The sequence below is a fragment of the Pseudomonas sp. PS01270 genome (genome assembly GCF_029959775.1).
Taxonomy (GTDB): Bacteria; Pseudomonadota; Gammaproteobacteria; order Pseudomonadales; family Pseudomonadaceae; genus Aquipseudomonas; species Aquipseudomonas atacamensis.
Genome location: NZ_JASCPT010000052.1, coordinates 1 through 12,733, shown reverse-complemented (window position 1 = coordinate 12,733; position 12,733 = coordinate 1). Strand labels below are relative to the sequence as shown.

Below are 12,733 nucleotides of genomic sequence, written 5' to 3'. Positions count from 1 at the left end.
ACTGCCGCTTCTGAAAAACGGCTTTAAGGCTCGAAACCCCGTCCGCTATGGGCGCGCGAAATTTCAACGATCGCCAGCCGCAGGTTTTAATAGCCGATCAGCCTTCCTGCCCTTGGTATCATTACCCACACTTTTTTGACCCTTTGATGACAAGCAGGCCTTTTTTGTGAGCGCTCTTTTCAACTGGCTGCGGCGGCCGAACGCCCGCCTTTTTTCTCTCATCGTTCTGGTATTGATCGTACCGGTGTGCCTGCGTGCAGCGTTGGGCTGGTCGACACCGCTGGGCTTTTTGTCGGATCTAGCCGTGGGCAGTTTGCTGGTGGTAACGCTGCATCGCCGCGCATGGTGGCTGACCTTGCCGGTGGTGGTGTTTTGGGCGCTGCTGGCGATCGCCACGGCAGAATTGGTCAGCGCCGTCGGCCGTCTGCCGACGCCTTCGGATATTCACTACCTGATCGACCCGCAGTTCGTCGAGAATTCCACTGGCGGCGGACTTGCGCACCCTGCCCTGGCCATGGCTTTGCTGGGTGCCCTGGTTTTCTGGCTGCTGACTCAGCTTGTTGGTCGCGGCTTGTCTCGCCCTGCTCTGCCTCGCTCGGTCTGGGCCGCGCCTATTGTGTTGTTCGCCGCACATTGGGGCGTGCAAAACCTGTGGCCGAATGACGGCGACGCCTGGCGCCTGTACAACCTGCCGCATCAGTTGCTCGCCAGTGAAGTCGCCGACCTGCAGATCCAGGCCGAGGAATGGCTCGACGGCGACGTTGAAGAACCCACACCGGCGATGGCTGGGCTCACCGACGTCGATCTCAATGGCCAGAAGCTGCTCGCCGCGCCGGGCCAGGCGCGCAATGTATTGATCATCGCGCTCGAAGGCATCCCCGGCGCCTACATCCGTGCCAACCGTGAGGCGATCGGCAGTCATTATCAGGAAGACCTGATGCCCAACCTCAGCCGCTGGGCCGAGCGCGGCATGAACACCCCGGATTACGTGCTGCACACCCATCAGACCATTCGCGGTCTGTACGCCATGCTGTGCGGTGACTACGACAAGCTCAACAATGGCACGCCCAAAGGCGTGGAAATGCTCACCCTCAACGAACGCAATCAGGCCTGCCTGCCGGCACAATTGCGCGAGCACGGCTTCAGCACTCATTACTTGCAGGGCGCCGGCCTGCGGTTCATGGCCAAAGACAAGATCATGCCGCACATCGGTTTCGATGCGACCCATGGTCTGGAATGGTTCAGCAACAGCAACTACCTGGAATTCCCCTGGGGCAAGGATGACAAGGCGTTTTTCGAAGGTGCGCTGGATTACGTCGGCCAACTGAAGAAGCAAAAACAGCCGTGGATGCTAACGCTGCTGACGGTCGGCACCCATCAGCCCTACTCGGCACCGGACGATTATCTGCAGCGTTATGAAACGCCGAAGCAGGCTGCTGTGGGTTATCTCGACGATGCGCTGGATGAATTTCTTTCGGGGCTGGAGCGCCAGGGCGTTCTCAACGACACGTTGGTGGTGATCACCTCGGATGAATCCCACGGCATCGACGGCGTGCGGCTGGCCTCCTCGTGGGGTTTCAACCTGACGCTGGCACCGGAGCAGGCGCAACTGCCGCGCCTGAATGCCGGGGTCTATGGTCACGTCGATCTGAGCATCTCGATCCTCGACTATTTTGACCTGCCGGTGCCGTCTGCGCTGAGCGGCCGCTCGCTGTTTCGCGACTACGATTCCGGGCGAGAAATCATGTCGTTCACCAACGGCAAGCTGCGCTACCACGACGGCCAGGGCATCTTCTCCGAATGCGACCTGCCGCGCCGCTGCCGCTACTACCAAAGCACCGGCTTCATCGCCGAAAACGCCACTTACAAAGGCACCTACAGCGGCCATCCGGCCCGGCAGATCGCCGCGCGCGCCGATGCGCTGGATCTGTCCTTGCTGCGCACACCACTCAATCATCGCTACCAGTTCGGCAGCAACAACATCATCCCTCTGCAAGCGCAGATCAAGGATGACTGGGCCGACAACCTGATCGGCGCGCAATACCTGGAAATGCCCAAAGGCTCGCACACCCGCGTGCGCCTGACCGTGCGCTCGGTCGATCCGCAGCAGGCGGCGTACATTCAGCTCAAGGCCAAGCAATTCGAACAGGACGTGCAACTGGGCCTGCCTACGGAAATGGTCGCCACGGCGGACCAGCCACTGGAGTTGGACTTCAGCTTTGAAAACCCCCAGCCGCGCAAGGCGTTCTCGTTTCATTTGCTGGGGTATGGCAATGGCGCGGTCGAGGTCTCGGACTTCAGCGTGATCACTGAACTGCCGGGGCAGGATGACATACTTGATGAAGTGCCCGAGGACGATACCGCGCAATCGAGCTAACCCCGTGCAGGAGCTGTCGAAGGCAGCAATCTTTTGCTTTTTGATTTTTCATCGAACAGCAAGATCAAAAGATCGCAGCCTTCGGCGGCTCCTACATGGGACGGTGAAAGAGTTTGCCTATCGGTATCCAATAGTCGGGCTATTAGCCGACTTGCCAACTCGGGTCTAGCCTTACCAGTCCGAAGTCGGCACGAGCCGGCCGCAGACCTGATAGGGATCCGAACATGGCAAACGAATCGAAATGCCCGTTCAACCACGCCGCCGGCGGCGGTACGACGAACCGTGACTGGTGGCCGAATCAACTCAATCTGAAAATCCTCAGCCAGCATTCCCCCAAGTCCGATCCGCTGGGCCAGGACTTCGACTACGCCAAAGCCTTCAAAAGCCTCGACTTCCAGGCGCTGAAACAAGACATCAAAGCACTGATGACTGATTCTCAGGACTGGTGGCCAGCCGACTTCGGCCATTACGGCCCGCTGTTCGTGCGCATGGCCTGGCACAGCGCCGGGACCTATCGCACCGCCGACGGCCGTGGCGGCGCCGGCTCCGGACAGCAACGCTTCGCCCCGCTCAACAGCTGGCCGGACAACGTCAGCCTCGACAAGGCCCGCCGCCTGCTGTGGCCGATCAAGCAGAAATACGGACGCAACATCTCCTGGGCCGACCTGATCGTGCTCACCGGCAACGTCGCGCTGGAATCCATGGGCTTCAAGACCTTCGGTTTTTCCGGGGGCCGCGCCGATGTCTGGGAACCGGATGAAGACGTGTACTGGGGTTCGGAAACCGAGTGGCTGGGCGGCGACAACCGTTACGGCAAGAGCAATGGCCCGGTGCAAGAGCCCGGCGACGGCACGCTGGTGGCTGAGCCCGATCTGCATGGCCGTGAAGAAAGCCGCACCGATCAGGGCGAACGCAATCTGGAAAATCCCCTCGCCGCCGTGCAGATGGGCCTGATCTACGTCAACCCGGAAGGCCCGGAAGGCAACCCGGACCCGGTGGCCTCGGCCAAGGACATCCGCGAAACCTTCGGCCGCATGGCCATGAACGACGAAGAAACCGTGGCGCTGATCGCCGGCGGCCACGCGTTCGGCAAGACCCACGGCGCCGGCCCGGCCGACAATGTCGGCCCAGAGCCGGAAGCGGCCGGTCTGGAGCAACAGGGTCTGGGCTGGAAAAACGCCTTCGGCACCGGTAAAGGCGCCGACACCATCACCAGTGGTCTGGAAGTGACCTGGACCACCACACCAACGCAGTGGAGCAACAACTATCTGGAAAACCTGTTCGGCTTCGAGTGGGAGCTGACCAAAAGCCCGGCGGGCGCCAATCAGTGGCAACCGAAAAACGGCGCCGGTGCAGGCACCGTTCCCCACGCTCACGATCCGAACAAGAAGCTCTCGCCGACCATGCTCACCTCCGATCTGGCGTTGCGCTTCGATCCTGCCTACGAACAAATCTCGCGGCGCTTTCTGGCCAATCCCGATCAGCTCGCCGACGCGTTCGCCCGCGCCTGGTACAAGCTGATCCATCGCGACATGGGTCCGCTCTCCCGCTACCTCGGCCCGGAAATGCCACAAGAGGAATTGCTCTGGCAAGACCCGCTGCCCGACGTGACGCACCCGCTGATCGATGACAGCGACGCCACGGCGCTGAAAAACAAGGTGCTGGCTTCAGGGTTGTCAGTGTCGCAACTGGTCTCGACCGCGTGGGCGGCGGCGTCGACGTTCCGCGGCTCGGACAAACGCGGTGGCGCCAACGGCGGACGCTTGCGTCTGGCCCCGCAGAAGTTCTGGCAGGCCAACCAGCCCGAGCAATTGGACAAGGTGCTGAGCACACTGGAAGGCATTCAGAGCGAGTTCAACAACGGCGCCGCCGATGGCAAGAAAATCTCACTGGCGGACCTGATCGTCCTGGCCGGTAATGCCGGGGTGGAAAAAGCCGCGCAGAACGCCGGGCATTCCGTGTCGGTGCCGTTTTCACCTGGCCGCGTCGATGCTTCGCAGGAGCAGACCGATGTCGAATCGTTCGGCTTCCTCGAACCGATTGCCGATGGCTTCCGCAATTACAGCAAAGGCAAATACACGGTTGCGGCGGAAACCCTGCTGATCGACAAGGCGCAGTTGCTGACGCTCACGGCACCGGAAATGACCGTGCTGCTGGGTGGTTTGCGGGTATTGAACACCAATGTCGGCCAGACGCGGCATGGCGTGTTCACCGACAAAACCGAAACGCTGAGCAATGACTTTTTCACCCACCTGCTGGACATGGGAGTTGAGTGGACCCCAACGTCACGGGATGCCGATGAGTTTGAAGGCCGTGACCGCAAGACCGGGGCGCCAAAGTGGACGGCGACTCGAGTGGATCTGGTGTTCGGCTCGAATGCGCAATTGCGCGCGTTGGCCGAGGTGTACGCCAGTTCCGACGCGAAGGCGCAGTTCGTCAACGATTTCGTCAAGGCATGGACGAAGGTGATGAATCTGGATCGGTTTGATCTGCGTAAATAGCTGTTTGTTGTACCAATAAAAATGCCGCTCGTTGAGCGGCATTTTTTGTTGATCGTCCCCACGCAGAGCATGGGAACGATCAACTCGACGGTTCCTACCGGATCGGGTTACGCCAGGCTTTTGCTCACCACTTCATACACATCGCTGGACAGCGACCCGGACGCCAGAATCCGCTCCAGCTCGGCCTTCATCAGTGCCTGGCGCGCGCTGTCGTATTTGCGCCAGCGGGTCAGCGGGGCCAGTTGGCGCGAGGCGATCTGCGGGTTGAAGCCGTTCAGTTCGATCACCAGATCGGCAAGGAAGCGATAACCGGAACCGTCCGCCGCGTGGAAGTTGATCAGGTTCTGCCCGGCGAACGCGCCGATCAATGCCCGCACCTTGTTCGGGTTCTTGATGTTGAACGCCGGGTGCTGCATCAACGCCTTCACCCGCTCCAAACCGCCCGGCAAGGTGCTGCCGGCCTGCACGCTGAACCACTGATCCATGACCAGCGGATTGTCCTTGAAGTGCTCGGCGAAGCTGGCCAAAGCCAAAGCCTTCTGCTCTTCGAACGGCGAATTGACCAGCACCGCCAGCGCAGTCAGGCGCTCGGTCATGTTGTCGGCGGTCTCGAATTGCTCCAGCGCCGCCGCCAGCACTTCCGGCTTGCCGCTGAGCATCAAGTACGACAGGGCGATATTCTGCAATGCGCGACGGGCGAAGTGCTCGGCCTCGGCCACGTATGGAGTCTTCTTCGAGAGGTCGCGGTTGGCCTGATAACGCAGCCACAGCGCTTCGAACAAGCCTTCGGCGAGTTGCTTGCGAGCAAATTCGCGCGCGACATGAATCGCCTCGACGTCAGCCACTTCGCTGATCTCGGTGAGATAGGCCTCACCCGGCAGCGAGAGCATTTCGGCAACCATCGCCTGATCCAGCGACTCGTCGGACAGCACCGTGCGCAGCGCCGATACCAAACGCGGATCGAGCTTCAGGCTCTCACCTTTCTGATGCTGGCCGATCAACTCTTGAAGCACTTGCACCGAAAGTTGCTGACCGGCATCCCAGCGATTGAAGCCGTCGCTGTCGTGCTGCATCAGGAACATCAGTTGGTCGCGGTTGTACGGGAAGCTCAATTTCACTGGCGCCGAGAAGCCGCGCAGCAGCGACGGCAACGGCTGTGCGTTGATGTCGACGAAAGTGAAGGTCTGCTCGGCTTCGGTCACCGAGATCACCCGAGTGGTGCCTTGTGCCGAGGCTTCGCCAGCCAGACGCAGAGCGATTTCATTGCCCTGGCTGTCGAGCAGGCCGAGCTCGACCGGGATCACGAACGGCAGTTTTTCCACCTTGTCCGGGGTCGGCGGGCAGCTCTGGCGGAAGGTCAGGCTGTAGGTTTTCGCCGCTGCGTCGTAGGACTCGCTGACGGCCAGACGCGGTGTGCCGGCCTGGCTGTACCAGCGTTTGAACTGGCTGAGATCAACGCCATTGGCATCTTCCATGGCCTTGACGAAGTCGTCGCAGGTCACGGCCTGACCGTCGTGGCGTTCGAAATACAGATCGCTGCCCTTACGGAAGCCTTCGGCACCGAGCAGGGTGTGGATCATGCCGACCACTTCCGAGCCTTTTTCGTACACGGTCAGAGTGTAGAAGTTGGAAATCTCGATGAAGCTATCCGGGCGCACGGCGTGGGCCATCGGCCCGGCATCTTCGGCGAACTGGTGGGTACGCAGGTACGCCACGTCCTGAATGCGCTTTACCGTCGCCGAGTTCATGTCCGAGGAGAAACCGGCATCGCGGAACACCGTGAAACCTTCCTTGAGCGACAGCTGGAACCAGTCGCGGCAGGTCACGCGGTTGCCCGACCAGTTGTGGAAGTATTCATGGGCGACGATCGCCTCGACCCGCTGGTGCGCGGCGTCGGTGGCGGTTTCGGCGCGGGCCAGCACGGCGCTGGAGTTGAAGATGTTGAGGCCCTTGTTCTCCATCGCGCCCATGTTGAAATCGTTGACCGCGACGATCATGAAGATGTCCAGATCGTACTCGCGACCGTAGACCTCTTCGTCCCAGCGCATGGATTTCTTCAGGCTGTTCATCGCGTGCTGGCACTTGTCGATGTTTTCCGGCTCGACGTAAATGCGCAGCGCGACGTTGCGCTGGCTCATGGTGGTGAAGGTGTCTTCGACGCACCACAGATCACCGGCGACCAGCGCAAACAGATACGCCGGTTTCTTGAACGGATCTTCCCAGGTCGCCCAGTGGCGGCCGTCTTCGCCGGGGCCGGAAGCGATCGGGTTACCGTTGGAGAGCAACACCGGGTAGCTGTGCTGTTCGGCCACGACGGTGGTGGTGAACTTGCTCATCACGTCCGGGCGGTCGAGGTAATAGGTGATCTTGCGGAAGCCTTCGGCCTCGCACTGGGTGCAGAACATCGTGCCGGACTTGTACAGGCCTTCCAGCGCGGTATTGGTTTCCGGATGGATGCGCACGCTGGTGTCGAGAGTGAAGGTTTCACTGGTCGGTTGCAGGGTCAGGTGGCTGTCGGAGACTTGATAGTCAGCGGCGCTCAGCTCCTGATCCGCCAGCGTTACCGAGAGCAGCTCGAGTTGCTGGCCGTCGAGCACCAGCGGCGGCAGGTCGGCGCCGCGCTCCGGGTTGCGGCGCATCACCAGTTGCGCGTGAACCAGGCTGTGGTCCTCGAACAACTCGAAGGTCAGGTGCGTTTCGTCAATCAGGTACTCGGGCGCCTGATAGTCCTTGAGATAGATCATCTTCGGTTGTTCGGTGCGCATGCTGGAATCCTTATTGATGCACGGCGAGCTGGTACGCCGTGTATTTACGAATGTTGATCACGCCGGTGTCGAAGATCAGGTACTGACCCTTGATCCCCAGCAGCGTGCCTTCGGCAATCGGGTTCTTGTCCAGGTTGAAGCTGACGATTTTCGCCGGGTATTGCTCGACGGGATAGCGGATTTCCAGCGGTTCGACATCGGCAATCGTCTGAATCGCCTGTAGGCCGAATCGCTCCTGCAACCCTTGCAGGCCTTCGGCGCAGCTTTCGAACAACTGATCGCGCACCTGCGCCAGATCCACCGCCGCGGCATCGCCCTTGAGCAAGGCGCGCCAGTTGGTCTTGTCCGCCACCTGGCTGCGGAACAGGTCCTCGACAAACCCCGATTGCTGGCGTGTCGATACACGCATGATTGGCAAGGCTTGACTCGCACCCTGGTCGAGCCAACGGGTCGGCAACTGCGTAGCACGGGTGATGCCAACCTTGATACCTGACGAATTGGCCAGGTAAACCACATGATCGGTCATGCAGAACTGCTGGCCCCACACCGGATCGCGGCAGGTGCCGGCGTCGAAGTGGCAGCGCTCCGGGCTCATGATGCACAGGTCGCACTGCGCCAGTTTGGTCATGCACGGGTAGCAATAACCCTGACTGAAACTGGTTTTGGTCTTGCGCCCGCAATGGGTGCAGTGGATCGCCCCCAGGAATTCCAGACGCAGCGTACTGCCGATCAACGGATTGACCGGCACCTCGACGTCATCCAGACGAAACGCGTATTGCACGTTCGCCCCGTCCAGGCGCGCCGACATTTTGCTGATTGCACCGCGGCCAATCTCGATCAATGGATGGCATCCGACTTGAACAGGATGTTCGGCACTTCGATCGACTTCGACGCACACTCTTGCGGGCCCATGTAGCCAGTGCGCTGGTCTTCCGGCAGGTTCTGGATTTCCCAAGCAATCATCGCCTGCAACGACAGCTCGCGCTGTTCGGCAGTGAGTTTGTTGCCGTCGGACCATTTACCGATTTCCACGGCCAGTTTCAGGCTTTCGTAGATGTCCGGGGTGATATTGCTGATCATGTCGTTGAAAGAGGACATCAGGGTCTCCGCGCTCTTTTCTGAAACAAAAAATGTTAGACGGCCAGTTTACGGCGGTTATACAAACCGCCCAACAAACCGGTGAAGCATCCGATGAGTAACCCGCTCAGGTGCGCGGCGTTGGCGATCTGGCCGAAACCGATCAGCGAGATCAGCCCGGACATGCACACCACCAGCCAGACCAGCATCATCACCAGCACGCCGCGCGGCAGACGATAGGCCGGGTTCGGCGCCAGCATCTGGAAAATCCAGCAATGCCCGAGCAAGCCGTAAAGCACGCCGGACAGCCCACCAAACAGGCTCGGCCCGCTCCAGACGAACTGCGCGTAGTTGGACACCAGACTGAACAACAGCGTCAAACCGAGCAAATTAATGCTGCCCTGGCGCGATTCGATGCGCCGCCCCAGCTCCCAATACCACATGCCGTTCATGGCCAGATGGAGGATGCCGAAGTGGATCAGCATCGGCGTGACCAGCCGCCACCACTGCCCCGCCGCCAGACTGTCGGCCAGGGGCGTGAAGTGGATGTACTCGCCGATCACGCGGAAATCGAGGAAGGTCAGCCAGCGCAGCGTTTCCAGGTTTTCGCCGAGGAAGGTCAGACCACCGACGATCAGGCTCAACAGCAGAATCAATCCGGTGGCTTTGGCGTGTTTCAGCTGTTCGGCGAAGCTCGGGCGCTTGAAGGTCTGGCCCGCGGGAATGTCCAGTTGCTGACCCGGGTCGCCGGCCGGGAAGCGCTCGTACAACGAACGCACGTCCTCGCTGATTTCCTCCGGCGCCCACAACACCTGCTCGCCCGCCTCTTCGCTGACCCGATGCGGGACCTGCATGCGTTGCAGCAGTTTGACAAAACCGCTCAAATCCACCGCCAACGGCAGGCGCAATACCGCTACCGCACTCATTGCAGGACCTCCGGCCGCTCGACATCGACCCAAACGAATTTTTGCGGATCCAGGCGCGTTTCCTGGTCCAGACGATAGGCCACCAGTTTGCCGTAGAGCACCGCACTGTAATCCAGGCACGCGAGGTTCGGCCGGATCGGCGCCGGTTTGCCGCTGCGCCAGTAGTGGCCGACGAACAGCAACGGCTCGTCGACGCCATAGCGCAGCAGGGAATTCTTTTCGGTTGACGTCAGCGGCGTCTGCGCGACAGGTTCCGGCAGTGCATCGGGCTGGAAGACGATGTCGCCGTAGGTTTTCGGGTCGTCTTCCCAGAACTTGGTGCGGAAGAACGAACGCACCAGACCGTCGCCACTGGTCATGGTCAGGCCACCGGGCAGGCGCATGTCGGTGCCGCGCAGCAGGCGATCGAACACGGTGCAGGCGAAGCTGCCGGGCACCGCCGAGGCCTGGAGGAAATGCTCATCGACGCAGCCATTGGGGAACAACGCCCGCAGCGGCTCGATCAGACCGGCGTCCCAGCACGCATGGACGACGCGGAAGCGCCCGGCATCGACGAAGAGCGGCAGCTCGTAGAACCACTGCTGAAAATCATGCCAGTCACCCGGATGGTTTTCGAATTGAGTCAGGGTTTCCTGCAACAGCCGCGCGTGGCGCTTGGTGTGTTCGCGCACGAACTGCTTGCCGCTGCCCGGTGGCGCCGGGGTGACCCAGCCGAGCGCATTGAATTCGTGGTTGCCCATGATGCACAGCGCCTGCCCCGCCTCGACCATGTCGTGGACGATGTGCAATGCCTCGCGAATACGCGGGCCACGGTCGATGATGTCGCCGACGAACACCGCCATGCGTGACGGATGGCGCCAGACCCCGCCCTGCTTGTGATAACCGAGACGGTCCAGCAAGTGTTCGAGAGTCATGGCGCATCCGTGCACGTCACCGATCAGGTCGTAACTGCGCGCGGGATCGAGCATCAGTCGCCTCCGCCCCCCAGCTTGCTGCCCCAGCCAAGCTTGGTGCGGCACACCTCGTAGTAATTGTGATCGAGCGGATGAATCAGGCGCAGCTTCTGCGCTTTCTTGCTCACGGTAATGGTGTCGCCCGGTGCACATGTGAAGTGGTTCTGCCCGTCGCAGGACACCTGCGGGTAGATCTGCATATCTTTGGACACGACGATTTTCAGCTCACTGTTGCCATCGACCACGATCGGCCGTCCCGACAAGGTATGGGGGTACATCGGCACAATCACAATAGCGTCGAGCTTGGGATGCATGATCGGCCCGCCGGCAGACAAGGCGTAGGCAGTGGAGCCGGTGGGCGTGGCGACGATCAGGCCGTCGGCCTTCTGGCTGCAGACGAACTGGCCGTCGATGTACAGCTCGAATTCGATCATCCGCGTCGATTTGCCCGGGTGCAGCACCACGTCGTTTAGCGCATCGCCCTGGCCAATGGCCTCGCCATGGCGACGCACTTCGGCTTGCAGCAGGAAACGGTTTTCTACCAGATAGTGGCCGTCGAGCACTTCGGCGACCTTGATTTCCAGCTCGTCCGGACGAATATCGGTGAGGAAGCCGAGGCTCCCGCGGTTGATGCCCAGCACCGGAATATTGTGTTTGGCCAGCGCCCGCGCAGCGCCGAGCAGGCTGCCGTCACCGCCGACGACGATGACCATGTCACAAACTTCGCCGAGCATCTTGCGCGACGAGGTTTGCAGGCCATGGCCGGGCAGGACTTCAGCGATGGTGTCTTCGAGGATCACATGCAGGTGACGGTCGAGCAGAAAGCGTTTCAGTCGGCGGACGGTATCCAGCACCTGGGAACTGCCCAGGCGACCGATGATGCCGATATTACGAAATTGCTCCATGGGACCTCTGCGGACAATCGAAAACGCGAAAACCCGATTATGGGCGAAAGCGCCAGATAGACAAAATCCTTTCAGCCTCAAGGGTGCGCTCAGGATTAAGGCTATGCTCGCAAGATGATCCTGTTTCCCGACTTGTTGCAATTGCCCCATCGATTACGCCATCCCGAAGTGCGGGACCTGGCGTGGGTGATCCTCGCGCCGCCGATGCTCGCCGCCACGCCATGGCCGCAGCGCCATCCGCTCGCCGGCAGCGACTGGGTACAAGACCCACAGCGCCTGGAACACTGGCTGCGCCAGCTCGACCACGACAGTTACGGCCTGCTGCAATGGCTGGCGCAGGCGCGCACCCGGCGTCTGGGCCTGTATTACGAGCGCCTGTGGCAGTTCGCCGTCTCGCATGCGCCGGGCATAGAATTGATCGCCGCCAACCTGCCAATCCGCCGCGCCGGGCACACCCTCGGCGAGCTGGACATGCTGCTGCGTGACCGCGACGGCGTGCATCATCTGGAACTGGCGATCAAGCTCTACCTTGGCCCGCAGGATGGCGATGGCCGCGAACCCGCGCAGTGGCTGGGGCCGGGTTGTCATGACCGGCTGGATCGTAAGCTGGCACATCTGGCCGAGCATCAATTGCCGATCTCGGCGCGCCCGGAAAGCCGCGAAGTGCTCGCGGCGCTGGATATCGAAACCTTCAGCGCGCAGCTGTGGCTGGGCGGTTATCTGCTGTATCCGTGGCCCGGGCAGGCCGACTCACCGCACGGCGCGCATCCGCAACATCTGCGTGGCAGTTGGCTGCATCAGAAGGACTGGCCGGCGTTTGTCGCGCAGCGCCCGCCGGGCCGCTGGCAACCCCTGCCCCGCCACGCCTGGCTGGCGCCGGCGCATTACTCGGCGGATCAGGTCTGGACAGATGAGCACCTGCGTTTGTGGCTGGAAGACCTGCCAGCACTGGCCCCGGCGCAGTTGATGGTACGCCTGACCGAGAATGCCCAGGGCGAATGGGAAGAGGCGGAGCGGTTGTTTCTGGTGGCGGATCTTTGGCCGAATGTGCCCGGTCAAACCTGAGATTTGTGGTGCCTGAACTGGCCCAATCGCTGGCAAGCTGAACTGGTCAAGTAATATTGGACACCAGTTAGGGTTTTTCAGGCCGCCATTTTCTCCATGGCGACCGGTGACCGGTAGTTGTTGTAGCTATGGAGTCTGGTGTTGTTGTAGCGCATTAGGTAGCG

At 61.1% G+C, this 12,733-nt stretch carries 9 protein-coding genes; 3 read left to right on the top strand and 6 right to left on the bottom strand.

Features of this window, described 5'->3' with window-relative positions; genetic code table 11:
- Positions 1-166: 166 nt before the first annotated feature.
- Entirely contained in the window at positions 167-2,377 is a 2,211-nt protein-coding gene (locus QMX86_RS15670; RefSeq protein ID WP_282384586.1) for an LTA synthase family protein, read from the top strand.
- A 224-nt stretch (positions 2,378-2,601) separates the two neighbouring features.
- Positions 2,602-4,878: a catalase/peroxidase HPI gene (gene katG / locus QMX86_RS15665; protein WP_282384584.1), complete on the top strand. Its 2,277-nt coding sequence runs from the start codon at positions 2,602-2,604 to the stop codon at positions 4,876-4,878.
- Between the two features lie 107 nt (positions 4,879-4,985).
- On the opposite strand, the gene pepN is transcribed toward katG, so the two are convergent.
- The 6 genes from pepN to QMX86_RS15635 are packed head-to-tail and all read right to left on the bottom strand — an operon-like array spanning position 4,986 to position 11,504.
- Entirely contained in the window at positions 4,986-7,643 is a 2,658-nt protein-coding gene (gene pepN, locus QMX86_RS15660) for an aminopeptidase N (RefSeq protein WP_282384583.1), read from the bottom strand.
- A 10-nt stretch (positions 7,644-7,653) separates the two neighbouring features.
- Positions 7,654-8,484, bottom strand: a complete 831-nt coding sequence (locus tag QMX86_RS15655; RefSeq protein ID WP_122691987.1) for a DUF2797 domain-containing protein — start codon at positions 8,482-8,484, stop codon at positions 7,654-7,656.
- Complete coding sequence (locus QMX86_RS15650) at positions 8,481-8,741, bottom strand: DUF1315 family protein (RefSeq protein ID WP_042609561.1); 261 nt, start codon at positions 8,739-8,741, stop codon at positions 8,481-8,483. Before QMX86_RS15650 ends, QMX86_RS15655 begins: the two co-directional genes overlap by 4 nt.
- Before the next feature lie 35 nt (positions 8,742-8,776).
- Positions 8,777-9,646 (bottom strand): rhomboid family intramembrane serine protease, encoded by an 870-nt coding sequence (locus tag QMX86_RS15645; protein WP_122601682.1) that lies wholly within the window; start codon positions 9,644-9,646, stop codon positions 8,777-8,779.
- Positions 9,643-10,614, bottom strand: coding sequence for a metallophosphoesterase (locus QMX86_RS15640; protein ID WP_016774213.1), 972 nt, complete (start codon positions 10,612-10,614; stop codon positions 9,643-9,645). The genes QMX86_RS15645 and QMX86_RS15640 overlap by 4 nt, the downstream gene beginning before the upstream one ends.
- Positions 10,614-11,504, bottom strand: a complete 891-nt coding sequence (locus QMX86_RS15635) for an NAD(+) kinase (protein WP_016774212.1) — start codon at positions 11,502-11,504, stop codon at positions 10,614-10,616. The genes QMX86_RS15640 and QMX86_RS15635 overlap by 1 nt, the downstream gene beginning before the upstream one ends.
- 114 nt (positions 11,505-11,618) lie before the next feature.
- On the opposite strand from QMX86_RS15635, the gene QMX86_RS15630 reads away from it, so the two are divergent.
- A complete protein-coding gene (locus QMX86_RS15630; protein WP_282384581.1) occupies positions 11,619-12,569 on the top strand; it encodes a DUF1853 family protein in 951 nt (316 codons plus the stop codon).
- Positions 12,570-12,733 lie beyond the last annotated feature (164 nt).

What these genes read in the sequence shown, in the direction of transcription:
- pepN (WP_282384583.1), bottom strand. Translation starts at nt 7,643, where the DNA reads ATGCGCACCGAACAACCGAAGATGATCTATCTCAAGGACTATCAGGCG.
- QMX86_RS15630 (WP_282384581.1), top strand. Translation starts at nt 11,619, where the DNA reads ATGATCCTGTTTCCCGACTTGTTGCAATTGCCCCATCGATTACGCCAT.
- QMX86_RS15635 (WP_016774212.1), bottom strand. Translation starts at nt 11,504, where the DNA reads ATGGAGCAATTTCGTAATATCGGCATCATCGGTCGCCTGGGCAGTTCC.
- QMX86_RS15640 (WP_016774213.1), bottom strand. Translation starts at nt 10,614, where the DNA reads ATGCTCGATCCCGCGCGCAGTTACGACCTGATCGGTGACGTGCACGGA.
- katG (WP_282384584.1), top strand. Translation starts at nt 2,602, where the DNA reads ATGGCAAACGAATCGAAATGCCCGTTCAACCACGCCGCCGGCGGCGGT.
- QMX86_RS15650 (WP_042609561.1), bottom strand. Translation starts at nt 8,741, where the DNA reads ATGTCCTCTTTCAACGACATGATCAGCAATATCACCCCGGACATCTAC.
- QMX86_RS15645 (WP_122601682.1), bottom strand. Translation starts at nt 9,646, where the DNA reads ATGAGTGCGGTAGCGGTATTGCGCCTGCCGTTGGCGGTGGATTTGAGC.